This window comes from Micromonospora arida (genome assembly GCF_003857035.1).
Classification (GTDB): Bacteria; Actinomycetota; Actinomycetes; order Mycobacteriales; family Micromonosporaceae; genus Micromonospora; species Micromonospora arida.
In genome coordinates, this window is sequence record NZ_QGSY01000148.1 from 61,648 (window position 1) to 88,193 (window position 26,546).

At 70.5% G+C, this 26,546-nt stretch carries 26 protein-coding genes and 3 tRNA genes; 13 read left to right on the plus strand and 16 right to left on the minus strand.

Features of this window, described 5'->3' with window-relative positions; translation table 11 throughout:
• Window positions 1-25: 25 nt before the first annotated feature.
• Window positions 26-874: a LysR family transcriptional regulator gene (locus tag DLJ58_RS10400; protein ID WP_124855206.1), complete on the plus strand. Its 849-nt coding sequence runs from the start codon at window positions 26-28 to the stop codon at window positions 872-874.
• Between the two features lie 83 nt (window positions 875-957).
• Here the strand turns inward: DLJ58_RS10400 and DLJ58_RS10405 are convergent.
• Window positions 958-1,033, minus strand: a tRNA-Lys gene (locus tag DLJ58_RS10405).
• Between the two features lie 187 nt (window positions 1,034-1,220).
• On the opposite strand from DLJ58_RS10405, the gene DLJ58_RS10410 reads away from it, so the two are divergent.
• Complete coding sequence (locus tag DLJ58_RS10410) at window positions 1,221-2,483, plus strand: L,D-transpeptidase (protein WP_124855208.1); 1,263 nt, start codon at window positions 1,221-1,223, stop codon at window positions 2,481-2,483.
• 249 nt (window positions 2,484-2,732) lie between these two features.
• The gene (locus DLJ58_RS10415; RefSeq protein WP_124855210.1) at window positions 2,733-4,025 is read left to right on the plus strand and encodes a L,D-transpeptidase; all 1,293 of its coding nucleotides are present in this window, start codon (window positions 2,733-2,735) and stop codon (window positions 4,023-4,025) included.
• Window positions 4,026-4,137: 112 nt separating this feature from the next.
• Here DLJ58_RS10415 and DLJ58_RS10420 read toward each other — a convergent pair.
• Window positions 4,138-4,210, minus strand: a tRNA-His gene (locus tag DLJ58_RS10420).
• A gap of 104 nt (window positions 4,211-4,314) precedes the next feature.
• Window positions 4,315-4,905, minus strand: coding sequence for an oligoribonuclease (gene orn, locus DLJ58_RS10425; RefSeq protein ID WP_091393455.1), 591 nt, complete (start codon window positions 4,903-4,905; stop codon window positions 4,315-4,317).
• A gap of 72 nt (window positions 4,906-4,977) precedes the next feature.
• Between orn and DLJ58_RS10430 the strand changes: the two genes are divergently transcribed.
• On the plus strand, window positions 4,978-6,261 hold the full coding sequence (locus tag DLJ58_RS10430) for a glycosyltransferase 87 family protein (RefSeq protein WP_124855212.1): 1,284 nt from the start codon (window positions 4,978-4,980) through the stop codon (window positions 6,259-6,261).
• Window positions 6,262-6,381: 120 nt separating this feature from the next.
• Here DLJ58_RS10430 and DLJ58_RS35120 read toward each other — a convergent pair whose 3' ends face one another.
• The 3 genes from DLJ58_RS35120 to DLJ58_RS10445 form a co-directional block, all read right to left on the minus strand.
• Window positions 6,382-7,401, minus strand: a complete 1,020-nt coding sequence (locus tag DLJ58_RS35120) for a hypothetical protein (protein ID WP_425271306.1) — start codon at window positions 7,399-7,401, stop codon at window positions 6,382-6,384.
• A 166-nt stretch (window positions 7,402-7,567) separates the two neighbouring features.
• A complete protein-coding gene (locus DLJ58_RS10440; protein ID WP_124855214.1) occupies window positions 7,568-8,302 on the minus strand; it encodes a YcnI family copper-binding membrane protein in 735 nt (244 codons plus the stop codon).
• Window positions 8,303-8,319: 17 nt separating this feature from the next.
• A complete protein-coding gene (locus tag DLJ58_RS10445) occupies window positions 8,320-9,987 on the minus strand; it encodes a copper resistance CopC/CopD family protein (RefSeq protein WP_124855263.1) in 1,668 nt (555 codons plus the stop codon).
• A gap of 172 nt (window positions 9,988-10,159) precedes the next feature.
• On the opposite strand from DLJ58_RS10445, the gene DLJ58_RS10450 reads away from it, so the two are divergent.
• The 4 genes from DLJ58_RS10450 to DLJ58_RS10465 are packed head-to-tail and all read left to right on the plus strand — an operon-like array spanning window position 10,160 to window position 13,125.
• Window positions 10,160-10,750 carry a sigma-70 family RNA polymerase sigma factor gene (locus DLJ58_RS10450; protein ID WP_124855216.1) on the plus strand — a complete coding sequence of 197 codons (591 nt, stop codon included), beginning with the start codon at window positions 10,160-10,162 and terminating at the stop codon, window positions 10,748-10,750.
• Between the two features lie 32 nt (window positions 10,751-10,782).
• Window positions 10,783-11,307, plus strand: a complete 525-nt coding sequence (locus tag DLJ58_RS10455; protein ID WP_124855218.1) for a MauE/DoxX family redox-associated membrane protein — start codon at window positions 10,783-10,785, stop codon at window positions 11,305-11,307.
• Complete coding sequence (locus DLJ58_RS10460; protein WP_124855220.1) at window positions 11,300-12,016, plus strand: DsbA family protein; 717 nt, start codon at window positions 11,300-11,302, stop codon at window positions 12,014-12,016. Before DLJ58_RS10455 ends, DLJ58_RS10460 begins: the two co-directional genes overlap by 8 nt.
• Complete coding sequence (locus DLJ58_RS10465; RefSeq protein WP_124855222.1) at window positions 12,013-13,125, plus strand: hypothetical protein; 1,113 nt, start codon at window positions 12,013-12,015, stop codon at window positions 13,123-13,125. Before DLJ58_RS10460 ends, DLJ58_RS10465 begins: the two co-directional genes overlap by 4 nt.
• On the opposite strand, the gene DLJ58_RS10470 is transcribed toward DLJ58_RS10465, so the two are convergent.
• Genes DLJ58_RS10470 through DLJ58_RS10485 form a run of 4 tightly spaced genes read right to left on the minus strand, consistent with a single transcriptional unit; the run spans window position 13,109 to window position 15,790 of the window.
• Window positions 13,109-13,867, minus strand: coding sequence for an energy-coupling factor ABC transporter ATP-binding protein (locus DLJ58_RS10470; protein ID WP_124855224.1), 759 nt, complete (start codon window positions 13,865-13,867; stop codon window positions 13,109-13,111). The genes DLJ58_RS10465 and DLJ58_RS10470 overlap by 17 nt on opposite strands.
• Window positions 13,864-14,634 (minus strand): cobalt ECF transporter T component CbiQ, encoded by a 771-nt coding sequence (gene cbiQ / locus DLJ58_RS10475; RefSeq protein WP_124855226.1) that lies wholly within the window; start codon window positions 14,632-14,634, stop codon window positions 13,864-13,866. Before cbiQ ends, DLJ58_RS10470 begins: the two co-directional genes overlap by 4 nt.
• A 14-nt stretch (window positions 14,635-14,648) precedes the next feature.
• Entirely contained in the window at window positions 14,649-15,077 is a 429-nt protein-coding gene (locus tag DLJ58_RS10480; RefSeq protein ID WP_124855228.1) for a PDGLE domain-containing protein, read from the minus strand.
• The gene (locus DLJ58_RS10485) at window positions 15,074-15,790 is read right to left on the minus strand and encodes an energy-coupling factor ABC transporter permease (RefSeq protein ID WP_124855230.1); all 717 of its coding nucleotides are present in this window, start codon (window positions 15,788-15,790) and stop codon (window positions 15,074-15,076) included. Before DLJ58_RS10485 ends, DLJ58_RS10480 begins: the two co-directional genes overlap by 4 nt.
• A 199-nt stretch (window positions 15,791-15,989) precedes the next feature.
• On the opposite strand from DLJ58_RS10485, the gene bcp reads away from it, so the two are divergent.
• The 4 genes from bcp (at window position 15,990) to DLJ58_RS10505 (ending at window position 17,794) form a co-directional block, all read left to right on the plus strand.
• Window positions 15,990-16,466 (plus strand): thioredoxin-dependent thiol peroxidase, encoded by a 477-nt coding sequence (bcp, locus tag DLJ58_RS10490; RefSeq protein WP_124855233.1) that lies wholly within the window; start codon window positions 15,990-15,992, stop codon window positions 16,464-16,466.
• Between the two features lie 30 nt (window positions 16,467-16,496).
• Window positions 16,497-17,093, plus strand: coding sequence for an HNH endonuclease signature motif containing protein (locus tag DLJ58_RS10495; RefSeq protein WP_208740986.1), 597 nt, complete (start codon window positions 16,497-16,499; stop codon window positions 17,091-17,093).
• Window positions 17,084-17,157: transfer RNA gene (locus DLJ58_RS10500), tRNA-Leu, on the plus strand. The genes DLJ58_RS10495 and DLJ58_RS10500 overlap by 10 nt, the downstream gene beginning before the upstream one ends.
• 109 nt (window positions 17,158-17,266) lie before the next feature.
• Entirely contained in the window at window positions 17,267-17,794 is a 528-nt protein-coding gene (locus DLJ58_RS10505) for a GNAT family N-acetyltransferase (protein WP_208740989.1), read from the plus strand.
• Between the two features lie 4 nt (window positions 17,795-17,798).
• Here DLJ58_RS10505 and DLJ58_RS10510 read toward each other — a convergent pair whose 3' ends face one another.
• The 3 genes from DLJ58_RS10510 to DLJ58_RS10520 form a co-directional block, all read right to left on the minus strand.
• A complete protein-coding gene (locus DLJ58_RS10510) occupies window positions 17,799-18,788 on the minus strand; it encodes an expansin EXLX1 family cellulose-binding protein (protein ID WP_244218872.1) in 990 nt (329 codons plus the stop codon).
• Between the two features lie 111 nt (window positions 18,789-18,899).
• Complete coding sequence (locus tag DLJ58_RS10515; protein ID WP_124855239.1) at window positions 18,900-19,718, minus strand: MOSC domain-containing protein; 819 nt, start codon at window positions 19,716-19,718, stop codon at window positions 18,900-18,902.
• Between the two features lie 4 nt (window positions 19,719-19,722).
• On the minus strand, window positions 19,723-20,556 hold the full coding sequence (locus DLJ58_RS10520) for an O-methyltransferase (RefSeq protein ID WP_124855241.1): 834 nt from the start codon (window positions 20,554-20,556) through the stop codon (window positions 19,723-19,725).
• Window positions 20,557-20,695: 139 nt separating this feature from the next.
• On the opposite strand from DLJ58_RS10520, the gene DLJ58_RS10525 reads away from it, so the two are divergent.
• Complete coding sequence (locus DLJ58_RS10525) at window positions 20,696-21,775, plus strand: LCP family protein (RefSeq protein WP_124855243.1); 1,080 nt, start codon at window positions 20,696-20,698, stop codon at window positions 21,773-21,775.
• 117 nt (window positions 21,776-21,892) lie between these two features.
• Here DLJ58_RS10525 and DLJ58_RS10530 read toward each other — a convergent pair whose 3' ends face one another.
• The 3 genes from DLJ58_RS10530 to DLJ58_RS10540 form a co-directional block, all read right to left on the minus strand.
• The gene (locus DLJ58_RS10530; RefSeq protein WP_244218875.1) at window positions 21,893-23,350 is read right to left on the minus strand and encodes a sugar transferase; all 1,458 of its coding nucleotides are present in this window, start codon (window positions 23,348-23,350) and stop codon (window positions 21,893-21,895) included.
• Window positions 23,351-23,709: 359 nt separating this feature from the next.
• Window positions 23,710-24,546 carry a glycosyltransferase family 2 protein gene (locus DLJ58_RS10535; protein WP_158629566.1) on the minus strand — a complete coding sequence of 279 codons (837 nt, stop codon included), beginning with the start codon at window positions 24,544-24,546 and terminating at the stop codon, window positions 23,710-23,712.
• Window positions 24,547-25,165: 619 nt separating this feature from the next.
• The coding region (locus DLJ58_RS10540) for a trypsin-like peptidase domain-containing protein (RefSeq protein WP_208740991.1) at window positions 25,166-26,546 on the minus strand (1,381 nt) is incomplete at its 5' end.

Here is a 26,546-nt window from a genome sequence, read left to right on the forward strand (position 1 = left end):
CTCCGTTCCCGGCTAGGCTCGACACGTGGAGACACGGGAGCTGCGGTACTTCGTCGCCGTGGCCGAGGAACTGCACTTCGGCCGAGCGGCGCAACGCCTGGGCATAGCCCAGCCACCATTGTCGCGGGCGATCAGTCAGCTCGAACGCCGTCTGGGTGCCGCCTTGCTGAAGCGTGACAGCCGCTCGGTGACCCTGACCGAGGCCGGTGCGGTCCTGCTGCACGAAGGACGAGCAGCGCTGGACGCTGTGGAAGCTGCCGAACATCGCACCCGCCGCGCAGCTCTCGCCGTCACTGGTCGCGCCAGCGTCGTCCTCGCGACCAAGGCTGGAGCGTCCAGCGAGTTGCTCGCGAAGCTGCTACACGCCTACGCCACCGAACCGGGATCGGTCGACGTCGACGTGGCGCTGTGTGGCCCCGGCGAACAAGAACGGCTGTTGCGGACCGGCCGTGCCGATGTCGCGATCCTTCACCACCCGTTCGACGACCTGACAGGGTTGGACACCGAGGAACTGCTCACCGAGGGCCAGGTCGCCATCCTCCCGGCCGGCCATCCCCTCACCACTCGCAGGAGTTTGCAGCTGAGCGAGGTGACCGAGCTGCCCGACCTGCCTCTACCGCGCTGGCCCGGGAATGACGGCACCTATCCCGACGGCCCAGGTCCTGAGGCACAGAGCCACACACAACTTTTCCAGCTGATCGCCCTTGGCCGGACCTTGCTGGTCGTGCCTGACTCGGCCCGATCCCAGCTGAACGATGATCTCGTCGCCGTGCCGATCGTGGACGCGCCGGAAGTCACCACGGTCATCGCCTGGCCCCCGCACAGCCGTTCCCGAGCCGTCGCTGATCTGGTACGAGCCGCACTCCGCCTCTAGCCGCTGGCACCGCACCTCGTCGCACCGGCGTACGCGAAAAAGGCCCTGACTGGCAGATCTCTGCCAGCCAGGGCCTTCATCGTTGGTGCGCCGCCAGGGACTCGAACCCCGAACCCGCGGATTAAGAGTCCGCTGCTCTGCCAGTTGAGCTAGCGGCGCTCGTTGGCAACGGAGAGAACATTAGCACCCCCGGAAGGCGCGTTCCAATTCGGTTACCCGGGTCCCCCCTTCGGTCGAGCTTTGCCGGCAAAAAGCCCCAAACCAGCCACCGCCGCCAAGATCGGGGCGTGGGTTGGGGCGGTGATACGGCACGATGTCCGCCAGGTACGCGAGAACAGAGGTGGGCATGGCACGGTTCACGCGAGCCGGGGCGGTGGTGGGCGCCCTGACTCTGGCGGCGTCGCTCGCACTGACCGGATGCGGCGGCGGCGAGAAGAAGCCGGAATTCGTTGGCGGAGCGTCCTCGGACGCGAGCGCCACCCCTGGCTCAGCCGCACCTTCGACGCCGAGCACACCGAGCGGGCCGCCGCTCACACTGAGCCCGGCCAACGGCACGAAGAGCCGGCCGGTGAGCACGGAGATCAGCGCGAAACTCCCGGACGGCGGGAAGGTTTCGGCGGTCACCCTGACGGCGGACGGCGGTGGCTCGGTCGAGGGCAAGCTGCGTACCGATGGCTCGGCCTGGGTGCCGTCCGCTCCGCTGAAGTGGGGCACCCGCTACACGGCCACGGTGACGGCGAGCGCGTCGGACGGCACGAGCAGCCAGGGCACCAGCAGCTTCACCACGATGGCCAAGCCGAAGTCGACGATCGGTTCGGGCCTGTACCTCTTCGACGACAAGAGTTACGGGGTGGCCATGCCGGTGGTCACCGAGTTCCACCCGGGTATCCCGAAGAAGGACCGGGCGGCGGTGCAGAAGCGGATGTTCGTCCGGACCGACCCGCCGCAGCCGGGCGCGTGGCACTGGGTCAGCAATGGCACCCAGGCCTACTACCGGGCCCCGGAGTACTGGAAGCCGGGCACCACCATCACCGTGCGGATCGCCCTGGCGGGGGTGCCGCTGAGCAACGGCAGGTACGGCGACGTCGACCGCAAGGCCACCGCCAAGATCGGCCGGTCGTTCGAGATGAAGGTCGACAACGCCAACAAGAAGATGACGGTGTACGAGAACGGCGCGCCGGTGCGCACCATCCCGGTGAGCCTGGGCAAGAAGAGCACACCGTCGTCGAGCGGCACGATGGTGGTGATGGAGAAGAAGGAAGCCACTGTCTTCGACACCCGCGACGACCCGGATCCGGCCAACCGCTACGTGACCGACATCCAGTTCGCCCAGCGGCTCACCTGGGGTGGTGAGTACATCCACGCCGCGCCCTGGTCGGAGCACGTGCAGGGGCGGCAGAACGTCTCGCACGGGTGCGTGAACGTGTCGATGGCGAACGCCAGGTGGTTGTTCGACAAGACCCGGATCGGTGACCCGATCACGATCAAGGGCACCGAGCGCAGGATCGCCGCCGGTAACGGCTGGACGGCGTGGAGCGTGAGCTGGTCGGAGTTCGTCAAGGGCAGCGCGCTGCCGGTGCCCAGTGGTGGGGCCGGCCCGGCGGTCTGAGCCGTCGACCTCGTTGCGCCGGCTCGGCCGTTGGCCGGGCCGGCGTACCCTTGCACTCCCGCCGCTCGATGACAGCGCGGCGACCCCCGCAATCCCGGTATGTAGACGAACCAGGCTCACGAAACGCCGGATGCTAGCAGGATCCGGCCACTATTGATGGCGTGTTTCGGTTCACCCTCGGCAACCGGGGCCGGCTCTGGCGCGTCAGTAAGAGACGATGGGGCAGCGACCACAACTGTGAGGGAATTCATGCGAGCTAGCCAGGACCAGCTGATCAGGCCCGGTGGGCGACGCCGCGTGTTCGCGGCGGGGCTTCTCGCCGTGGCGCTGGCCTTCACCTCGGCCTGCACCGACGGCGACGGCGGCAAGCCGTCCTCGTGGCACGGCGGCGGCGAGAACCCGGCACCGAAGGCCGCCGCGACGATCAGTGAGCCGGCGGCCGACGCCAAGGACGTGCCGGCGTCCACCGGCATCACCTTCACCACGAAGGACGCCGTGGAGACCGCGGTCGAGCTGAAGGACACCGCCGGCAAGGCGGTCGAGGGCGCCCTCGCCAAGGACGGCAAGTCGTGGCTGCCGACCGGCGCGCTGGCCTACGGCACGAGCTACACGGCCACCGTGACCGCCAAGGGCGACGACGGACGTCCGGCCACCGCGACGAGCACCTTCACCACAATGGCCAAGCCCGGCAATCAGGTACGGGTGAGCAGCTTCCTCGGCGACAACCAGGTGGTCGGGGTGGGCATGCCGCTGATCGTGAAGTTCAGCCGGGCCATCCCGGAGGACTACCGCGACGACGTGCAGCGCCGGATGACCGTCACCTCGACCCCGGCGCAGGAGGGGATCTGGCACTGGGTCAGCCCCACCGAGATCCGGTACCGGCCGAAGGAGTTCTGGAAGCCCGACAGCAAGGTCTCCTACCGGGTGCAGGCCGGCGGCCTGCCGATGGGCGCGGGTTGGTACGGCCGCGCCGACCTCTCGGTGGACGTCAAGATCGGCGCGGCGGTGGTCATGACGGTGGACAACAAGACCAAGCGGATGACGGTGACCCGCAACGGCTCTGTGATCAAGACCATCCCGGTCAGTCTGGGCAAGAAGAGCACCCCGTCGTCCAGCGGCACCATGGTCGTGATCGAGAAGCTGCGCAAGACGGTCTTCGACACGTTCGAGGAGCTGGGCCCCGAGGAGGGCTACCGCACCAAGATCGACTTCGCTCAGCGCCTCACCTGGGGCGGGGAGTTCATCCACGCGGCGCCCTGGTCCGAGGGCCAGCAGGGCACCACGAACGTGTCGCACGGCTGCGTGAACGTGTCGATGGCCAACGGCGACTGGCTCTTCAAGAACACCCAGATCGGCGACCCGATCACGGTCAAGGGCACCGAGCGCAAGCTGCAGAACGGCAACGGCTGGACCGACTGGAACATGAGCTGGGACGAGTACGTCAAGGGCAGCGCCCTTCCGTACGAGCCTCCGGCCGACCCGGACGCCACCACCCCGACGCCGGACGGGACGGTCACCCCGTCCCCCACGCCGACCGCCTGAGCCAGCCGACGAAAGCCCCCTCCTCGGAGGGGGCTTTCGCGTCGTCCCCCATCTCGCCCCACAACGACTCAGGCCCCCTCCGAGGAGGGGGCCTGAGCAGTGAAACCAACTGGGTGACTGAGGGGAATTGAACCCCCGACAACCGGGACCACAACCCGGTGCTCTGCCAACTGAGCTACAGCCACCATGCCGCCGTCGCCCGGTTGAACGCTCCGGGCGGGGTGCGGAACAATAATAGCCACACCACAGCCAGGCACGTCCAGCGGGTTGCCGGTCAGCGCGGCCGCGGTCAGAGTTCGGCGGCGATGGCCTTGGCGGTCTCGACATCCGGGCCGGGCAGCGGAACGAAGACGGTGCGCCGGTAGTACTCCAACTCGCGGATGCTCTCCCGGATGTCGGCCAGTGCCCGGTGCGCGAGACCCTTCTGCGGCTGACCGAAGTACACCCGGGGGTACCAGCGGCGGCAGAGTTCCTTGATCGACGACACGTCGATCATGCGGTAGTGCAGGTGCGCGTCGAGGCGGGGCATGTCCCGTGCGATGAAGCCCCGGTCGGTGGCGATCGAGTTGCCGCAGAGCGGAGCCGTACGCGGGTCCTTGACGAAGGTGCGGACGTAGTCCAGGACCAGGTCCTCGGCCTCGGCGAGGGTGACCGCCGAACGACGGACCTCCTCGGTGAGGCCGGACTTGGCGTGCATGGTCTGCACGATCTCCGGCATCCCCTCCAGTGCCGCCTCGTCGGCGTGGATGACCACGTCGACACCGTCACCCAGCACGTTGAGGTCGGGATCGGTGACCAGTGCCGCAACCTCGATCAGTTTGTCCCTGCCGAGGTCCAACCCAGTCATCTCACAGTCGATCCAGACGAGGAGATCAGCCACCGGGACAGCCTACGCGCAGCCCACACCTCGCGGCTGCGCGCTCTCGGCGGACCGGCCCGCTAGGGTTTCGGGGTGCCAGCAGAACCCGTCGCACCGCCCGCCGTCACCGAAGACGATCCCGGCGGCCGTACGGTCCGTCGCCTGGTCGCGGTGGTGGCCCTCGGGGCTGTGCTGCCAGCGCTGTACCTGCCCGGCCTCGTGCACAACTTCTTCGATCTCAAGATCTACATGTCCGCGATGGACTGGTGGCGCGTCGGCCACCCGCTCTACGACTACGTGCAGCCCGACCGGGTGCAGGGCGAGTTGTACTTCACCTACCCACCATTCAGCGCGCTGCTGTTGTGGCCGTTCGGTCTGCTGCGGCTCGGCGCCACCGTGGCGATCTTCACGGCGCTCACCGTGCTGGCCGTGGTGCTGACCACCCGGTGGCTGGTGGCGCCGGTGATCGCCCGACACGACCTGCCCCGAAGGTTCACCCTGATCGCCGCCGTGCTGCTGGTGCTGGCGGTGGAGAGCATCCGCGAGACGATCACCTTCGGCCAGATCAACATGCTGCTGGTCGTGCTGATCCTGGCCGACCTGCTGTTCGCGGTACCGCAGGCGCGACGCTGGGCCGGGGTGGGCGTGGGGCTGGCGACGGCGCTCAAACTCTTTCCCGGCATCTTCATCGTGTACCTGCTGGCCACCCGTCGGTGGCGGGCCGCGGCGGTGGCGAGCGCGACCGCGGCGGCGGCGACCCTGCTCGCGGCGGCGATCGCCCCACGTGACTCGTGGCGGTTCTGGACGCATGAACTGTGGACCACCGAGCGGGTGGGACGCACCGACATCGTCGGCAACCAGTCGCTGTTCGGCCTGCTCAGCCGGTTCACCGAGCCGGAGAAGCCGGACCGGCTGCTCTGGTTGTTGCTGGTCGCCGCGGTCGCCGGCTACGGGCTGTGGCGGGCCGCCCGCGCGGCGCGGGCCGGTGACCCGTTGACGGGCCTGACGTTGACCGGCCTGGTCGGCTCCCTGGCCAGCCCGATCACCTGGACCCACCACATCTACTGGTTCGTGCCGGCGGTGGTGCTGCTCGCCGACGCGGCGTTGAGCGCGGACCGCCCGGACGAGGCACGCCGGCGTCGGTGGCTGGCCGGGCTCGCGCTGGGCATCACTGCCGTGACCATCTACGGCGTGGTGACGTTCCAGGCCTGGGGCGCGGGACCGGTCCGCACTCACGACCCGGTGGACTTCGTCGTGCAGAACACCTACGTGCTGCTCAGCCTGCTGCTGCTGGTGGCGTTGCCGGTTCGCTCGCGGCTGGATGCGGAAAATCGCACCAATTGGACAGACCTCCCGAGTAACCACGTTCGGCGCTAACCTGTCCTCATCTACCTCAAGCGTCGCTCGGGTAGCACCGATCCCCCGGTGAGAGTGGCCCTCCGCGTCGGCAGCGCGGAGGGCCACTCGCCGTCTCACCCACCGCCACCAGCCGGGCCGTCACCCGACAGGGCCGCCACGGGCCGGCTCGTCGCCCGGTGCGGTCGCCACCGGCCGGGCCGTGGGCTCGTCCACGTCGGCCGGCGGCCAGGCGAGACTCAGCGTCACCTCCGGCGGGCGGGGCAGCCGGACCGGTTCGTCCAGGTCGGCGAGGGTGGCCGCGCGGGCCGCGCCGATCGCCGGCCGGGCGGGTTCCGGAGCCCTGGAGCCGACCGGGGCGAGTTGTCGTGCCGGCAACGGTGGGGTCGGATCGGGTTGCCGGAGGCCCAGGCCACTCAGCGAGGTGACCCCGAGCCGGCCGGCGAGCACCGGCACCTGATCCGGCTCGACAACGAAGATCACTTCGCGTGGCCGTAGCGGCCGCAGCAGGAGCAGCGCCGCGCACACCACCAGCAGCACGCCGACGGTCAGCAGACCCCAGGTGGCTGGGCCGGTCCACCCGGCCCGCAACTCGGCGCGCAGGTCCAGGGCCAGGTCGGCCTCGCCGTCGGTGCGCATCACCACCAGGCTCATGGGTTCGCCGGCGAGGTCGTCCGCGCTCCACTCCAGCGAGCCGATCCCCTCGCGTACCCAGAAGGGCCGGCCGAGCGGTGTGAACGGCCCGTCGGCCGCCGCGACGCCCGGGGTGTCGGCGGCCGGTCCGGCCGGATCGAGCCGGACCGGCAGCGGACCTCGGGCCAGCGCCATCCGGCGGACCGTGGCGTGCGGCACCGCCTCCAGCCAGCCACGCACCTCGGCGGTGGGCGCCAATCCGACGAAGGCCGGCCCGCCCGTGCTGCGGGCGTCCAGGCGCAGCCGGGTCTGCGCGGTACGCGCGAAGGGCGCATCCTGCCGCAGCAACCGGTCGAGGTCGGTGACGACGATCGCGTGACCGGGCGTGCGGACCGTTTCGAAACGGGCGACGAAGGCCCCGCCGGGGTCGGCGTGCCGGGTCACCAGCCACAGCCCGCCACCGGCGAACAGCGCCGGAATTCCCACGACCAACAGCAGCACTCCGGCGATCATCCGCACGAACCGCATCCGCACCGTCCCCCTCCGTAGCCAAATACCCGGCCGACCTTACCGACGTACACCGCCTGATCAGGGGATATCCACGGCACGGTCGGCACTGACTCCGGAAAGCACGCTGGCCCGCCGGATGATCCGGCGGGCCAGCGGGTGAAACGGGCCAGCGGGTGAAACAGGGTCAGGCCTTGGCGACCGGCTCCCGGCGGGTACGCGCGAACGCAAGCCCGCCCAGCACCAGGCCGGCAAGACCGGCGACGAGACCGGCCACACCGAGGCCGACCGCGAGCCCGTTGCCGTCGTCGTCGTCATCGTCGTCGGGCGAGGCGACGCCTGCGGTCGGCGTGGCCGAACCCGACGGCGCCGCGGCGGCGGCCAGGGTGAGCACCGGAGCGGGGTTCTCGGGCTCCTCGGCACCCGGCGCCGGCTCGTCGATCCACCGCGAGATGTTGCCGTCCGAGTAGGTCTGCAGGACCTTGAAGACCATCGAGTCGACCTGCGGCAGCGGCCCCAGCGAGACGGGGAACTCCTGGAACTGACCCGGCTTCACCCCCGCGTCACCGGAAGCCGTCCAGGTGATCTTGGATACGGCCTCGGTGAGCTGACTGCCGTGCACCTCGATCGGCGGATCCACCTTGCGCTTCTCCGTGGCGACCGTCCAGCCGGGGACCGGCATCGTCGACACCGAGCCGACCGGCGCGTTCTCCGGCAGCACCACCTCCAGCTTGGTGGTCGACGCGCTGTCGCTCTCGTTGGGCACCCGGAACGCCACCCGGGCGTAGCCGCCCTGGGTCGCCTCCTTCGGGTTCACCGTCACGTGTGCGGACGCCGGTCCGGCGAAGCCGAGCACAGCGGTGGCGGCGGCGGTGAACGCCAGGGCGGCAGCGGCGGTTGCGGTACGCCGGAGTCGGGTCATGGGTTTCGCGAGCCTCTCTAACGGATGGGCACGGTGGCGGTCACCGTGGCCTGGTCGATGTCGGTCGTTCGGGCGGTGATCTTCAGTTGCCACTCGCCGGGGGTCGGCAGGCTGATGTCGCCGTAGGCGTGACTGTCCGTCAACCGGAGCAACGGCACCTCGATCGGCTCGATCCCGGCCGAGGGCAGCGCGACCGTCGCCTTCCACTCCGCGACCAGCAGCGGCTGGTTGGCCTTGTCGTACGCGTACAGGTGCACCGAGTTGTTGCCCCGCTCGGCCGGGCTCACCTCCACCTCGACCGTCAGCAGTGGGCTGGACAGCCGGGTGCTGAAGAGGCCGGACTCGGACCCGGCGGACGGGCCGGCCGCGGCGGTACGCGCGGGAGTGGTCTGCACGAGCGTGGCGGACACGGCCAGCACCACCACGGTGACTGCCAACTCCACCAGGACCGCCCGGCGCACCGGCACCGGGCGCTGCGCCGCGACGCGGCTGCGCACCAACTTCCGGGAGTACGCCGCCACGGCGATGACCAGCGCGAACAAGCCGATCTTGGCGAGCAGCAAGCGCCCGTACGTGGTGTCGAAGAGCGCCTGCGGGGTGGCCACCTCGATCAGCGCCTGGACGGTGCCGGCCAGCAGCAGCGCCGAGACGGCGAGCGCCGCCCAGCGCGACCAGATCGGCAGGATCGCGCCCAGCTCCCGCTCGTCGGCCTGGCGCAGCAGGAAGACGGCGAGCATGAGCAGACCGCCCAGCCAGACCGCCATGCTGCCCAGGTGGACCGCGTCGACCACCACGGAGACCGCCGGCGCCGGGGAGGCCGCCGCGTGCCCGGCCAGCGGCCAGGTCAGCAGGGCGGCGCCGCCGAGCACGGCCAGGATGATCGCGTCCGCGCGGCCGGCGGGCCGGGCCAGCAGCGGGCGGAGCAGGAAGACGGACGCCGCCAACAGGCCGAGTCGGACCAGGTGGGCGGCGCCGAAGGCGCTGCCGAACACACTGCCGAACCCCTCGCCGGTGACGTCGAGGAGACCACCACCGGCCGTGTAGGGCACCTGCAACCACAGGTCGGCGAGGGTGGCGAAGGCAACCAGACCGAGGCCGGTCCAGGCCAGTCGGGTCGGCCCCCGCCGGGAGAGCCGTCGCGGCCAGAGCGCGGCGAGCACCAGCGCCGGCCCGACCAGCAGCACCAGGCCCGCGTAGCCGAGGAAGCGGGCCACCTTCACCGCCGTGCCCACCACCGGGTTGGCGCGGCTGTCCGTGCCGGAGTCGACGGGTGGGGTCGAGGGTGCGCCGACCGAGTAGGTGTACGCCCCGGAGACCGGATGGCTGTCGGCCGAGATCACCCGGAAGCTGACCAGGTAGGTGCCGCGGGCGCCGGCCGGATCCACCGGAATGGTCACCACACCGCCGCTGAACGACGGTTCACCCCGGTCGGCCCGGGAACCGTCCGGCGCGATGACGCGGATCTTGCCGGGCACCTTGCGGACCGACTCGCTGAACGTGAGGACCACCTCGGACGGCCCGCTCGGCACGATGGAGGCGGCGGCCGGGCTGCTGCTCTCCAACACCGCGTGGGCGCTGGCGGAGGTGGCTGGCGCAATCAACAAGGCGACGACGGTGACCAGGAGGCCGGCGGCTGCGGCCAGCCTGGCGGCCCAGCGGCGGGGGGCGACAGTCATGCCGGCCATGGTCGCCGATGGGTGTCCCATTCGGCGACCCGAGGGGGGTGGTCGCTTCTGTGGTCGCACGTCATGAACTGGTAGTCGGCCCGGGTCGGGGAAAAGTTCCCGACGTGGCGCAGACCATCCAAGGGCCGAACGGCCCTGACGCGCCGCCGACTGCCGCGTAACCTGGTGTGTCGTGATCCCTGTCCCGCGTGACTCCGGTGCCGCCGGTCCGGCAGAGCCGGTCGACGAGGTCGCCCGGGACCCGGCAACCGAGTGGGCGCTGACCGCCCGCGACGGTGACCCCGCCGCCCAGGCGGCGTTCGTCCGGCTGACCCAGGCCGAGGTCTGGCGGTTCGCCGCCGCCCTGGTCGACCCGGACAGCGCCGACGACCTGACCCAGGAGACCTACCTGCGGGCGTTCCGGGCCCTCCCCGCCTTCGAGGGCCGCTCCAGCGCCCGCACCTGGCTGCTCGGCATCGCCCGGCGCGCCTGCGCCGACCACCTGCGCACTGTCGTTCGGCGGCGGCGGCTCGACGAGCGCCTGACGGCGAACGCGTACACCGACCGACCGCACCCGGACCCGGCCGGCCAGCTCGGCGCCGCCGACCTGGTCCGTCGCCTCGGCCCCGAGCGGCGTTCCGCGTTCGTGCTCACCCAACTGCTCGGCCTGTCGTACGCCGAGGCCGCCGCCGTCGAAGGGGTGCCGGTGGGCACCATCCGGTCCCGGGTCGCCCGGGCCCGAGACGACCTGGTCGAGGCGGTCGGCGACGCCCTGGCCGGCTGAGCGCGGAACTTCCGGCGCGGACGGGACGACAAATGAGCGTGACAGCACCTTCCACCCGGGGCCACCGTTGGCCCCTGGTCCGCCCGTGGCTCGGCATCGCGGCCCGACTCGGCCTCGCCGCCGTGTGGCTGGTCGCCGGCGCGTCGAAGGTCAGCGACCTCGCCGCCTCCGGGCGGGCGGTCAACGCGTACCAGGTGATGCCGTACGACGTGGCGACCGTGATCGGCGCGGCGCTGCCCTTCGTCGAGCTGGCGTTGGGCGTGCTGCTGCTGCTCGGGCTGGCCACCCGGCTCGTCGCCGGGGTGTCCGCCGCGCTGCTGGTGGTCTTCATCGCGGGGATCGCCTCGGCCTGGACGCGTGGGCTGGCCATCGACTGCGGCTGCTTCGGCAGCGGCGGGCAGCTCGCCGCGGGGCAGGCACCCAGTTACCTCCCGGAGATCCTCCGGGACCTGGGATTCTTGGTTCTGGCCGGATTTCTGCTGATCTGGCCTCGTACGCCGGTATCGGTGGACGGATGGGTGTCCGGCGAACCCGTTGTGGAGGACGAGGATGAGTAGTCGCAAGGGGCAGCGGGACGCCGCCCGGGTGGTCCGCGAGCAGTTGGCCCGCGAACGGCGCCGCCGCCGCACGATCTGGGTCTCCGCCGCCGCGGTCGTCGTCCTGGTCATCGCGGGCGTCGTCGGGTGGGCCGTCTGGTCCAACCAGCGCTCCGACAACTTCACCACCCCACCCGGCGCCAACGCGGCCGGCACCGGCATCGTCACCGGCGGCGGGCCGGTCACCGTCGACGTCTACGAGGACTTCCTCTGCCCGGCCTGCAAGCAGTTCGAGCAGACCAGCGGATCCACGCTCGAACAGTTGGTGGCCGAGAACAAGGCGAAGGTGGTCTACCACCCGGTCGCGTACCTCAACCGTTTCTCCACCACCGACTACTCCACCCGCTCCTCGGCCGCCTCCGGCTGCGCGGCGGCGGGCGGCAAGTACCACGAGTACGCCAAGGCGCTCTTCGCCCAGCAGCCGCCGGAGGGCAGCGCGGGGCTCACCGACGACAAGCTCATCGACATCGGCACCAGCGTGGGCCTCGACCAGGGCTCCTTCGGCAGCTGCGTCAAGGACGGCACGTACAAGAGCTGGACCGAACACGTCACCGAAGACGCCAGCCAGAGCAACGTCACCGGCACGCCGACCGTCAAGGTCAACGGTCAACCCGTCGAGAACCCCACCCCGGACGCTCTCACCGCGGCCGTGGCGGCGGCCGGCAAGTGATCCGTAGCCTGCTGGGCCGCGCCGGCCTGATCGCCGCCGCAGCCGGCCTGGCGACAGTGATCAGCGCGGCGCCCGCCGCCGCGCACGGCGCGGACGCACCGGACGGCACCGACTACCGCACCCGGACCACCGGGGTCGCACCCGCGCGGCCAGGGCTTGAGGTACGCGTCATCGAGGCGGGCGCCCGACTGGAACTGACCAACCGCACCGGCCGCACCATCGAGGTCATCGGCTACTCCGGCGAGCCGTACCTGCGCGTCGGGCCGGACGGGGTCTTCGAGAACAGCCACTCCCCCGCCACGTACCTGAACCGCACCATCGCCGGGGACACCTCGCTCCCGGCCGAGGCGGACCCGGCCGCCGCACCCTCCTGGCAACGGATCGACGACGGCACCACGGCGCGCTGGCACGACCAGCGCGCGCTGTGGCAGGAGTCGGCACCACCGGCCGCGGTACGCGCCGCACCGGACCGCGAGCACCGGGTCCGGGACTGGACGATCCCGCTGCGCGACGGCACCGACCCGGTGGTGATCGGCGGCACGCTGGACTGGGTGCCGCCGCCGGACGCGTACACCTGGTGGGCCGTGACCATCGTGGGTCTGCTCGCGGTGGGCGCGCTCGGCCTGTTCGCCGCCACCGCCCCGGCCGGCGCCCGCGCTCTGTCCGCGCTCGGCGTGTTGCTGATCGTCGGCGGCGCGCTGGCCGTCGGGTACCCGGTGGGACGGGAGTTGGACGCCGGCGCCCGGGGCGTGGGCGGGGTGCTGGTCGGGCTGCTCTCCGGGCAGATCTGGTCCCTGCTCACCGGCCTCGGCGCGATCGCCGCCGGGTGGTACGCGCTGAGCCGCCGCCCGGCCGCCGACTTCGTGGTCGCGTTGGCCGGGACCTGCCTGGCGCTCTTCGCCGGAGCGTCGAACGCCGCCGTGTTCTCCCGCGCCATCGCCCCGGTGCCCTGGTCACCCGCGGCCGCCAGGGTAATGGTGGCGCTCTTCCTGATCACCGGCGCCGGCGCGACAGCCGCCGGCATCCTGCGCCTGCACGCCACCTCGCGCACCACAGCGGCGGCACCCCGGGTGGAGACCGTCGAGAGTGGGTCTACGGCTGCGGGGTGAACCCGTAGGGAAGCTCCAGGCGGTGTCTTGCCAGCAGGGGGGCGTCGCTGAGCAGGGTGCTGGTGGGGGCGTCGGCGACGATCCGGCCGTTGTCCAGGATCACCGAGCGCTCGCACAGCTCCGCCGCGTACGGCAGGTCGTGCGTGACCATCAGCAGGGTCACCGGCAGGCCGCGCAGGATCTCGGCGAGCTCCCGACGGGCCGCCGGGTCCAGGTTCGACGACGGCTCGTCGAGCACCAGGATCTCCGGGTGCATGGCGAGCACGGTGGCCACCGCCACCCGGCGGCGCTGCCCGAACGACAGGTGCTGCGGGGCCCGGTCCCGGTGCTCACCCATCCCCACCGCGGCGAGCGCCTCGTCCACCCGGGTGGCCAACTCGGCCCCCCGCAGACCCAGGTTCGCCGGCCCGAACGCCACATCCTCCGCCACCGTGGGCAGGAACAACTGGTCGTCCGGGTCCTGAAAGACGATGCCCACCCGGCGGCGAACCTCGGCCAGGGTGGCCCGATCCGGGGTGACCGTCAGCCCGCCGACGCTCACGCTCCCCTCGGTCGGGGTGAGGATGCCGTTGAGGTGCAGCACCAGCGTGGTCTTGCCGGCGCCGTTGGGCCCGAGCAGCGCCACCCGGTCACCCCGCGGCACGTTCAGGTCGACCCCCTGAAGGGCTACGTGCCCGTCCGGGTACGCGAAATGAACACCCCGAACGTCCAGCGAGACAGCGGTCTGCACGACACCGATCATGACAGCACGACGGCGGTGGCGGCGATCGAGGCCGCCAACACCGGCACAGTCGCCGCGACCAGCCACTGACCGGCGCTCGCCGCACCCTCGCCCTGCCACACGGCGGGCATCCGCCCGGTGTAGCCCCGGGACAGCATCGCCAGATAGACCCGCTCGCCGCGCTCGAAGGCGCGCAGGAACAACGCCCCGATCCCGGCGGCGAAGCCGCGCAACTGCCACAGGAAACGCGGGTCGTCACCCCGGGAGATCCGGGCCACCCGCATCCGCCGCGCCTCGCCGACCAGCACGTCGAGGTAGCGCAGCATGAACGTGGCGATCTGGGTGAGCACCTGCGGGCAGTGCAGCCGGTCCAGCCCCACGATCAGGTCCCGGGTGGTGGTGGTCGCGGCGAGCAGCAGCGAGGCGAGCACCCCCAGGGTGCCCTTGGCCAGGATGTTCCACGCGCCGTGCAACCCGTCCTCGGACAGCCGCAGGCCCAGCACCTCGACCCGGTCGCCGCTGCCGAGGAACGGCAGGGCGACCGCGAACAGCACGAACGGCAGCTCGATCAACGCTCGGCTGAGCAACCACCGCGGCCCCACCCGGGCCAGCGCCGCCACCACCGCCACCAGCACGGCGTACGCGCCGAAGGCCCAGAATGCCTCGCGTGGAGTGGCCACCACGGCGAGGGTGAAGACCACCATCGCCACGATCTTGACCTCGGGCGGGAGCCGGTGCACCGGCGAGTCCGACTCGCGGTACAGCACGTGCCCGTGACCGGCCCCCATCCGCGTACCCCTGTTCAGCTTGTCGTGGCGGCGCGCGGCGTCGCCGCGTCATCCTCGGCGGGCATGGCGTCCCCAGTGGGCGTCGCCGCGTCAGCGTCGGTCGGCGTGCCGCCCCGACGGCGCAGCAGCCAGAACACGCCGGCCCCGACCGCGAAGGTGACCAGTACCCCGAGCACCCCGGAGAGGCCGGTGGAGACGAAGCTGTTCCGCACGCCCCGTACGCCGTAGTCGGCGAGCGGGCTGTCGGCCAACTCATGGTCCTTCGCCTGCTGGGCCGGGCAGCTGCCGCCGACGATGTTGTCGTCGGCGTCGACGGTGCAGCCCTTGAGCAGCGAGGAGTCCAACCCGTCCGGGTGGGACGAGGCGTAGTTGCTGACCACGCCGGCGAGCAGCAGCGCGACCAGCAGGCCGCCGGCCAGGAAGGCCCAGGAACGGTTCTTCATCGGACACCTCCGGAGACCGGGACAGCGGGGGTGGTGGGGGTGCGCAGGGAGCGCAGCGCGTACACCAGGTCGGGTCGCACCTTCGCGACGGTGAGCACGGTGGTCGCGGTGATCAGGCCCTCGCCGATGCCGATCAGCAGGTGGGTTCCGGCCATCGTGCCGGCCAGGCCGGCCAGGTTGCTGCCCAGGTCGGTGGTGCCGCCGAGCCAGTACTGCACGACGAAGCCCTGGGACGCGACGACCACGCTGAGCATCGCGGCGACGAACGCGGTCACCGCCAGGCCGGCGCGCGTCCGGGGCAGCACTCGCAGCATCAGGGCGATCAGCAGGTACGCCGCGGCGGTGCCGAGCAGCGCCATGTTGGTGATGTTGAGGCCGAGCATCGCCACGCCGCCGTCACCGAAGACCAACGCCTGCACGACCAGCACCACGGACACGCAGAGCGCGCCGACCCACGGGCCGACCAGCATGGCGGCGAGCGCGCCACCGAGCAGGTGGCCACTCACGCCGGCCGTGAAGATCGGGAAGTTGAGCATCTGGACGGCGAAGATGAACGCCGCCACCAGGCCGGCCATCGGTGCCAGCCGGTCGTCCAGGTCGCGCCGTCCGCGCAGAACGCAGGCGGTGAGCCCGGCCAGTGCGAGCGCCGCGAAGATCGCTGCGACGGGACCGTCGATGATCCCGTTCGAGATGTGCATCGCCAGTGTTTCCACGCGACCTCCCACGCGTCAGCGGGCCCGACCGGGCCGGCGTGGGTCAGCCTATTTCCCAAGCATCGTTGTTGCCAGACTCTGGCAACAACCCATGGGCTTGATCACTCCAGGTCAGGCCCCGCCGACCCGCGCCGTACCCCACACGCCGACGCGTCGCGCCGGCGGCGGCGCTCGCCGGCACGGCGGTAGGGTCGAGGCCATGACCTCGCCCGACCGCCTCTCCCCCGGTGACCCCGCGCCCGAGTTCACCCTCGCCACCGACACCGGCGACCAGCTCTCCCTCGCCGACCTGCGCGGTCGCAAGGTCGTCCTGTACGCCTACCCGGCCGCGATGACCCCCGGCTGCACCAAGCAGGCCTGCGACTTCCGCGACTCGCTCGCCTCACTCCAGGCCGCCGGCTACGAGGTCGTCGGCATCTCCCCGGACAAGCCGGAGAAGCTGGCGAAGTTCCGCGAGCGTGACGCCATCACCTTCCCGCTGGTGTCGGACCCGGACAAGGCGGTGCTGACCGCCTACGGCGCGTACGGCGAGAAGCAGCTCTACGGCAAGACCGTCACCGGCGTGATCCGCTCGACGTTCGTGATCGACGCCGACGGCAAGGTCGAGCGGGCGCTCTACAACGTCAAGGCCACCGGGCACGTCGCCAAGCTCCGCCGCGACCTCGGCCTGGACTGACCTGTCGTACCGGATCGCTACGGTCCGTCAGTGGTTCGATACAAGTACACGCCCGAAGCGCTGGCCGCCGCTGCCGCCGTCGCCCGCAACATCACCGAGGTGATGCGGTTGCTCGGCGTACGCGTCAGCGGTGGCTCACACGCGCACATCAGCCGGCAGCTCAAGCGGTTCGGCATCGACACGTCGCACTTCACTGGTCAGGCACACAATCGAGGCGTGCGTTGGCGGCGCATGTCCCCCACAGAGTTGCTGGTAGTGCTGCCGGCCGGTTCCCGCCGAATCCCGGGGATCCGCCTCAAACGCGCCTTGGCGACAATCGGCCTGCCCGAGACCTGCGAGGTGTGCGGCACCGGGTCAACGTGGCAAGGTGCCAGATTGACGCTACACGTGGACCACATCAATGGCGATTTTCTCGACAACCGGCCGCGCAACCTTCGCCTGCTCTGCCCTAATTGCCACAGCCAGACCTCTACATACGCTGGTCAGCGACGGCCTGCACTCGTGGAGCCCGAGGTGGTCTACGATCCTGATGCGGTTACTCCGACCGGCTTCCCAATAGGCAGGCGACTGCCGCGTCGGCTGGAGTGGCCGTGGACGCTGGTGGAGTACAGCTTCAAGGGGCCGTAGCCCAACGGCAGGAGGCATGCGGTTTAGGTCCGCACCAGTGCGGGTTCGAATCCCGTCGGCCCCACATCGCCATTGAGTGGCGACGGATCCTGGCTCGGTCGGAGCCAGGATCGGTTGTCGGGCGCGTCACTGTCGCGGGTCGTGGCCCTGGTCGTTGGGTCACGATGGCGAGCGTGAGTCTGCGCTTCGTCCTCGATCCTGACCTGACCCCGCAGCTGCGTGCCGAGATCGTCGACCTCTGGGTGGACGTCAGCAACGCCGGCGGGGCGGTCGGCTTCGTGCCACCGGTCACCGCCATCGACGTGCACGTCACCGCCGATCCGACTTTCGCCGGCATCGTCGACGGACCGGACCGGCTGCTGGTCGGCTACTCCGGGGACCGGCTGGCGGCGATGCTGATCTTCAGTGACAACCGTTTCCCGCTCACTGCGCACTGGTGTGTGGTGAAGCGGGTGATGGTCCACCCGGGCACCCAGGGCGCCGGCTACGGCTCGGCGCTGATGATGGAGGCCGCCCGGCTGGGCAGGGCGTTGGGCCACGAGGCGCTGCACGTCACGGTGCGCGACGGCCTGGGGTTGGACAAGTTCTACGGCCGCCTCGGGTACCGGGAGATCGGCCGGCTGCCGGGCGCGCTGCGGGTGGCCCCCGGTGACGACCGGGACGAGATTCTGATGTGGCTCGATCTGACGGTGGCCGACTGAGCGGTCAGCCCCCGCACCACCGGGCGTTGGCCCGGGGCGAGTTGGTGGTCGGCGCGTCGGTGGCCGGAGCGCTCGTCCTCGCCACCTCGACCGAGCGCCGGGTCGGCGTCGGCGTGACGGCGGGTCGGCTGCTCGGCGGTCGGGTCGACGCGGGCGTAGGGCGTGGGGCCGCCCCGCCGCCGGGTGCGTACATCCGGACCGTGCTGTTCTGCACCTGGCCCGGTGCCATCCGGATGCCGCCGACGGTGACCCGGTTGCCGTACACGTCGGTGACCCGGACGGTGAACGGGCCCGGCCCGGCGCCGGAGGCGATCAACCAGTAGTTGTAGTCCTGCCGGGCGGCCGACTGCCAGGGGTCGCTGTCACGCTGCCGGACCTCGACGGACCGCAGCGGGTTGCCGTGGTTGCCGACGCGGACGGCGAACCACCACTGCGACGCGCCCTCCTTGATCCGGAAGGTGAGTGGTCCGGGCAGCGGCGGGTTGACCACCGCGCGGTAGGTGACCGGCACGAGGCCCTGGACCGGGTCGGCGATTCGGGCGAACGCCTCGCGGGACAGGTCGAGGTGGCCGGGCTCGCACTCCGGGCACTGGTCCATGATGAGCACCCGGACGGTGCCCTTGGGCCCGACGACGTCGAGGAACCCGCCGCAGGCGGCACCGGCGGAGTATTCCGTCGGACCGAGCGCGACGTAGAGCCGGTTGGCCGGGGCGGCCGGGTTCGAGCAGTTGCCGCCGGCGCCCTTGGAGTCGTAGAAGGTGGCCTTGCCGGTGTGCGTGGCGTTGCCGGTGGGCGGCGCGGCGGCCAGCGTCCGGCCGGCGGCGCAGGCCGGGGTGGAGCCGGAGCGCAGGGTGAGGGTGAGCCCGAGCGTCGCCGCGAGGACCGTTACGCCGGTGGCGACCAGCCAGGGCTTCGCGCCGGACGACGGCGCGGGCCGGTCCTCTGGAGGATGGTCCAGGTCGATGTTGATGTCGACAGCGCTTCCGTCCGTCACGACGGCGATGCTGCCGGACCCGGTCGGGTACGGACAAGCGGGCTAAGCCAAAGCTAAGACAGCATCGACGGACGGTGACCGTGGGGTGCCGATTGCTGGTCGGCGGCCCGGTCAGGGCGCGACGGCGATCGGGGCGTGCACCGCCAGGGGTCCGCTGTCGAGCGGCACCAGGTTCAGTCCGAAGAGGAGTTTCTGCTTGACGTTGCGGTGCCGCCCGAGGGTGCGCAGAGGCTCCTTGGTGCGTACCCCGGTCTCCTGGTCGGTGGTGGTCACCACGCAGCGGTCGCACGGCCCGGCGGCCTGGAACATCCGGTCGCCGATGCGCAGCCGCCGACCCACCCAGTCGTCCTCGGCCCAGGCCGACGCACCGTCGACGACCAGGTTGGGTCGGAAGCGGGTCATCGGCACCGGTTCCTCGCCCGCTTCGGCCAGCCAGTCGTTGAGGGCGTCGAGGGAGGCGGCGTTCGCCAGCAGCACCGGGTAGGCGTCGGCGAAACTGACCTGGTCACCGGTGTCGTGTTCGCGGGTGCCGGCGGCCAGGTGGCGGGTCGGCTGGGCCAGCCAGACCAGTCGGACCGGTCGGCCGAGCAGGGCGCCGAGCCAGTCGTCGGCCGCCTGGCCGGCCGGCAGCGCGGGGACCGGGAACGTGCGGCTGCGGAAGGTGCGCACCGCGACCGGTTCGCCGCCGGCCGGCTCGGGCACGTCGAGGTCGGGCTGCCCGTCGGCGCGCAGCGACAGACCTCCGGGGCGCACGGAGGCGCGCAGGCCGACGAGCCGGGTCGTCTCCCGCTGGGTGACGCCGACCCCGTCGGCGTCCACGACCATCCAGCGCCGGTCGCCGGCCAGGCCCCAGGGGTGCACGAACGCGCCGTCGTGGTCGAGCCGGTGACAACCCTTGATGGGGTACGTGTGAATCGAGGTCAGTCGCACCCGGCTACCATGCCACGCCGATCCCGTCGCCCGGGTACCAGTGGTTGGCCGGGCTCTCCCGGTAGGCGAGGAACCGCCGGCCGGTGCGTTCGGCGTGTTCGGCGAGCACGTTGGTGCTGGTGACGTTGTCGGTGAGCAGGATCGCGCCGGGGGCGAGCTTGGGCTCCACGGCGTCGAACTCACGCTTCTCGTGGGCGCGGCTGTGGTCGCTGTCGTGCAGGAACAGGTCTACCGGGCGGTCCAGCGCGCCGATCGAGGCGATCGAGTCGCCGATCACCAGGTCGACGACCTCCGACCACGGCGCGACCCGGGCGAGGTAGCCGGCCTCGGGGTTGATGTCGAGCGAGGTGACCCGGCCCGGGTGCCCCTCCTGCGCGTTGCGTAGCAGGGCGGACGCGAGGACGCAGGTGCCCAACCCCTTGTCCACGCCGGTTTCCACGACGTGCGCGGGGCGGGTGGCACGGACGATCGCGTACCAGCCGACACGTCGGGCATAGCGGACGTTCTTGTCGGCGAGACCACGGCGCGCTGCGGTGGCGGTGGCCTGCTCGATGTGGTGCCGCAGCACGTCGTCGGACTCGATCTCGGCGACGTAGCCGCGGACCTGCTGGACCGGAATGTCGCAGACGACGCTGACGAACCAGGTCAGGTGGTGGCGACTCAGCTTGGTCAGCTCGTACGTGTAGTTGTGATGCTCACGGGAGGTGACCAACCACCGGGCCGAGGCGCGCAGCACCTTGGCGTCGTGGCGGGCGACCCGGGCGAGCCGCTTGGGGAATGCGGCGACGGGTGCGAGTGGGGTACGGGCGATCGCTCGGCGCAACTGCGTGGCGTCCACCGGAGGTTCATACCACCTTTACGGGGCCACCGGCAGAGAGAAGTCGCGGATGGCCACCGCCCGATTCGGAACCCACGTCGTTCGATCGTGGCCGGACGAGGGTACGCGGTAGGAAACCACGTTCAGTAGCATCGCGCCCATGCCACGTCGTGAACATACAGCGGAGCACTGGACGGAACCGAGTTACGGCGCCGCCGGCGGGCCTCAACCGACCGAGGAAACACCGCCGGCCGCCGCGCCACCGCGCCGCCGCCGCTGGCGCCGGATCGCCCTGTTCAGCCTCTTGATCCTGCTGGTGCTGGGCGGCAGCGGCATGGTGGCCGGCGGTCTCTACCTGCGATCGGTCGAGTCGGGTATCGAGCGGGTCGACGCCTTCGACGGCGTGCCCGAGGAGTCGCGCCCGCAGGCGACCGTCGACGGTGCCATGAACATCATGATTCTGGGCAGCGACTCACGCGACCCGGAGAAGACGAGCGGCTCGCGTACCGACACGATCATCCTGGCCCACCTGCCGAAGGACCGGAAGAGCGCCCAGCTGATCTCGATCCCCCGCGACACCTGGGTTTCGGTGCCGAAGTCGAAGGACGGCAACAACGGTGGCCGGGACGCCAAGGTGAACGCCGCGTACGCCTGGGGTGGGGTGCCCCTCATGGTGCAGACGGTGGAGAAGTTCACAGGCGTCCGGGTGGACCACGTGACGTTGATCGATTTTGCGGGCTTCAAGGAGATCATCGACGCGCTGGGCGGCGTGGACATCAACTCGGAGAAGAGCTTCACCTCGATCCACGAGCCATTCCGCACCTTCAAGCAGGGCATGCAGCGGATGGATGGCGAGGCGGCTCTCGACTACTCGCGCCAGCGCAAGCAGTTCGCCGATGGTGACTTCGCCCGGATCCGCCACCAGCAGCAGGTGATCCGCGCCATCATCGACAAGGCCTCCTCTGGCGGCATCCTCACCAACCCCGGCAAGTTGAACAGCTTCCTCAAGGCCACCTCGAACTCGGTCTCGGTGGACAAGGAGCTGTCGCTGTTCGACATGGCGAATCAGATGCGCGGTGTTCGCGGCGGGAACATGACCTTCGTGACCAGCCCCACCAAGGGCACCGGCCGGATCGGGTCGGAGAGCGTGGTGTTGGCCGACAACGCCCGAGCGAAGACGTTCTACGACGCGGTCCGCCGGGACTCGGTCCCCGAGATCGTCAGCCTCGGCAAGAAGTGACCTGTGGCCGGCGCGGACGCGCCGGCAGTCGACACACCAGACGGGCGGCGGCCTTCACGGCCGCCGCCCGTCGCTGTGTGTCTGTGGCCCAGGCGGGCACACCGGTGATCGGATCGGTCAGTAGGCCCCACGCCGGGCCAGCACCACGCTTGCCGTCTTCCACAGGATGGCGAGGTCGTACACCAGCGACCAGTTGTCGACGTAGTGCAGGTCCAGCCGGACCGCGTCGTCCCAGGTGAGGTCGGAGCGGCCGGAGATCTGCCAGAGGCCGGTGATGCCGGGGCGCACCAGCAGCCGCCGACGGACGTCACCGCGGTAGTCGTCGTCCTCGGTGGGCAGCGGACGTGGGCCGACCAACGACATCTGCCCGCGCAGCACGTTGATCAGCTGGGGCAGTTCGTCCAGGGAGAGCGCCCGCAGGTGCCGGCCGATCGGGGTGACCCGAGGGTCGTCCTTCATCTTGAAGAGCAGGCCGTCACTCTCGTTGCGGTGCTGCAGGGCCGCCAACCGCTGCTCGGCGTCGGTGTACATCGTCCGGAACTTCCAGACCTTGAACGCGCGACCCTCGTGGCCGATCCGGGTCTGCCGGAACATCACCGGGCCGGGGTCGTTGAACTTGATGGCCAGGGCGATGGCGAGCAGCACCGGGCTCAGCAGCACCAGGCCGACAAGCGCGGTCACCCGGTCCAGGACGCTCTTCGCCAACAACGAGAGACCGGAGATGGTCGGCTCGTCCACGTTGAGCAGGGGAAGGCCCTCGATGGGCCGGACGTGGATGCGGGGACCCGTGACGTCGGTGACCTGTGGGACCACCACCAGGTCCAGGCCGGTGCCCTCCAACTGCCAGGCGAGCTTGCGTAGCTCGTACGACTCGAGGCTGGCCGGGCCGCAGACCGCGATGGTGTCCGCGCCGAGTTGCTGGACCAGCGGAACCAGGTCCCAACCCACGTACACCGGCACCGGAGCGTTCACCCGCTCGCCCGGGCGGGGATGGTGTGGCAGGTGGATGGCGATCGGGTGCAACCCGGCCCCGTAGTTACGGGTCACCACCTCGTGCACCGCGAGCGCGTCGGTGAGACGGCCGACCAGCAGCACCTTCTGTGATGCCCTCCCGGTACGCCGGATCCGCCGCAGCACCACCCGGGCGGCGAACCGAACCACGAGCGTGTAGAGCAGCAGGAAGATGATGATGGCGGCGACCGTCGCCCGGGACAGGTCCTTCTTGAAGCCGAGCGCCAGGAACGAGACAGCGGCGGCCATCGCGAGGCTGGCTCGGGCGACCCGCTTGAGTTCTTCGGTGCCCAGTCCGAGCGCACGCTGGTCATACGCCCCGGCGGCGACGAGCAGGATCAGCCAGCCCAGAGGGACGCCGACGAAGGAGGCGAGGCTGAAGGAGCTGACGTTCCCGAGTACCCGCTGGTCCCAGAAGCCGGCGTCGGCGTCGGCCAGCAGGGTGACGACCGTCCGGCTGGCGGCCAGGGCCGCGAGTACGTCGAGCAGGACCAGCCACGCCACGTAGCGGCGGCGCCAGTTGGCCCGAGGTGCGACCGGACGCGCGAACACCGACCGGGCCATGCCGTTGGAGGGGGGCGTGATCACCCCCAGGTCGGGGTCGAAACTCGGTCTCTGCTGTGGCGTGACAGCCTTGAGGAACTCGGTGTGCGCGGACACGACCTTCCTTTCCCACATCGCCCCCGTCGGGAGATCGCGACGTGCACCCTATGCGTCGAAAAGGCGTCCTGCCTAGTGGCGGTTCGGGTGCTCCTGATATAGCCCGATCAGTTCCTCGACGCGTCGCGACGGGCCTGGAACTCCTGCTTCGGCGCGTCGGAACCCCGCATTGGGCCATGGGACCGGTCGCGAAGAGAAGCAGAAGGTCGGGAGTGGATAGTGCTATTCGGCGAGTCGCTTCTCCGCGGCTCGCCGACGGTGGATCACCGCCCGGCCGCGGTGACCGCCCATTTGCCGATCTCACTCACCGCACGCACCGTCACGATGCACAGCGCAAGACCCGGTATGCGGGGGCGGCTGTACTTCTTGATCATCTTGCGCCACGCGAGGAGACCGGCGACGCGCCGCCGGCTGATGCTGCCGCTGTGCCGATGGAATCGAACGATGGGCTCGTCGAGTCGTTGCAGGTGCACCCCGTTGCTGAGGGCGCGCAGCACCAGCTCGACATCCACCTTGATTGACATCTGCTCGTCGTACCCGCCGAGCTCTTTCAGCAACAGGCGGTCGATCGTCATGCCCGAGTGCTTGAAGGGCAGCCGGGGTCGGGTCAGCACGGACCGGAGCATCCGACGGGCATCGGGGTACGACGGGAGCCTGATCACCTTCGCCGAGTCGCCGACGATCTCCTCGTAGTCGGTGTAGACCCAGCGCGCGCCGGTCCGCGTGACGAACTCGTGCAGCCTGGCCAGGCCGTCGGGTGCCAACTCGTCGTCCGAGTCGAGCACTGTGACGACCCTGCCCCGGGCGACGCGCAGGGCGGTGTTGCGCGCCGCGCTGATCCCCGTCGGATCCTGGCGGACGACACGGATCCGACGGTCGGAGAGGAGGCCCGCGGCGGCCAACCCGTCCCGCACGGCGACTGCCGAGCCGTCGTCGACGACGATGAGCTCGAAGTCGCTGAAGGTGCCGGCAAGCACGCTCCGGATGGACTTCACCAGGAGTTCGGGCCGGTCCCGCACGGCGATGCACACCGAGAAGGCGGGGGTCACCTGCTCCACCGCCCGCATCAGCGGGAGCGTCGCGGCGTCGACAGCAGGCATGGCCGGGACCGTCGGCCCGTCGATCATCGGTGGCTTGGTGTCCTGTCCGGACGAGAGGGTGTTGCCAGCGGAGTCATGCCGCAAGGAGGGGGGCGAGTATGCGGGGTGGTTCGTCACGGACGGGAGCCGCCTCGAAGCCCACCAGATCGCCCTGGCCCCTCCGAGAGGCCGTCCCTGCCGGCCCACCTGACACGACGATCCGACACGCCCACCTTCGCCACCCCCATGAAAAGCCACCATTCGCAGCGATTTCAGCGACGCGTTCGCGGGACCATTCCCTTGATCGACGACAATGAAGATCCATCGCGCAACAAGACGGAGTATAGCGATCGCCGCACTGACGCACCATCACCTGGCAGCACGCGGCCTGTCAATCGAGAAACGCTGACTCAGTAAGGGGTTTGGCTGGCCAGCGCCTGGATCTGGTCGGGGCGGGCACTCTGCCGAAGCGGGCACGCGGAGTTGCGACCGTCCGGGTGAATCGGCTCAGCCGAACATCTAGTCTTCTCGGCGGCACGGATTATTTGTTATGGGTGAATGACCAATGAGGGCGATCATCAACGGGGGACTTAGCGCCTATTTCCGATGTGTCCGATCCGCGAGAATCAGTGACACGCGGTCACCGGTGGCGGCGGCGGATGAGCAGCACGGCGAGGATCACGAGGGCGACGAGCAACACGCCAGCGCATCCGACCAACACGAGCACGAGGTTGCTGGACTGCTCCCGCGACGCCTTCTCCAACCGCTGACGCTCGGTGGCGTTCTGCCGGTAGGCCTTCGCGAGCAGGTTGTCGGGCGTCGCGGCGGCCGCCCTGTCGAGCTGCGTGACGGCACCTGACGAGTCGCCGCTGAAGTACGCGTCCAACCCGCTGCGGTAGACCTTGTCGGTGTCGCCGAGCGTGTTGGCGACCCCGGCCTCGCTCAGCAGCGCGCTGATCGTCGATGCCGGCAGGATCGCCCGGTTGGCGCGGTCCGGCGCTGCCTGGTCCTGGTAGATGAGGCCCGCGACCCGGCCGGAGGAATCGAGGGCGATGCCCCCGTGTGAGGCTGGCCCGAGATCCTCGTTGACGAGGTAGATCGAGACCGGCCCGCGCTGGCTCGTTCCGGTGATCGTCACGTTCCTCGACTGAGGACGGTACGCGGCGTTACGGAAGGCAACGTCGGAGGTCGCGTAGGCGAGGATTCGCACCGGAGAACCCTCGGCGAGGCTTGCCGACGGGTTGAGCTCCACCACAGGCAGATTGCCCCGGGCGAGCTTGATCAGTGCGGTGTTGCCGCTGTCTTCAGGCAGGCTCCGGACGACCTCGGCCTTGATGGCCGGCTCCGCCACCGCGTTTCCCTTGGCGCGGTTGAGCTGAGCGTAGACCGCACTCGTCGGCTCGGCGTCCGGCTCGACGCCTGTGAAACGCACCTTGCCGAGGTTCGCCGCGACATACGCGGAGATCTGCCCGGCCGGAAGTTGCTTTGCCTGTACGAGCGTCCTGGCCAACGCGTCGACGGCGAGCCAACGGGCGCGCGCCTCGGCAGGCTTGACACAGGATCCGTTGGTGACGGCGTGGCCGTCCGGAGCCAGCAGGAAACCACTGCACCGACGGATGAAGGAGACGGGCTGCGGGTGCACAAGGACGTTCGTCCTGGTGTCCCGGACATATCCGGTGAAGACCGCTTCGACGAAGACCAGCGAAGGCGCGGCGACGGCGAGGGCCTTCTCCTCCGGGCTGTACAGGGAGGCCTGCGCCCACGGCTTCAACGCTGGCTCGACCGGAGCGACGGTGGAGGACGCCGTGGTGGAGGTGCCGGTCGGCGGAGCGTACGGATCGGGTTGCTCGCTGCCGGCGATCGCCCAGATGCCGACGCCGCTCGCCACGGCCACCACCAGCACGAGCGCGGCGAGCCCCACCCAGAACCCGGTACGCCGCGGCGGCGGCTCCGACGGCTTGATCCGCCGGACCGGGGCGCGGAACGGATCGTACGGCGGTGGATCCATCGGACCACGAGGT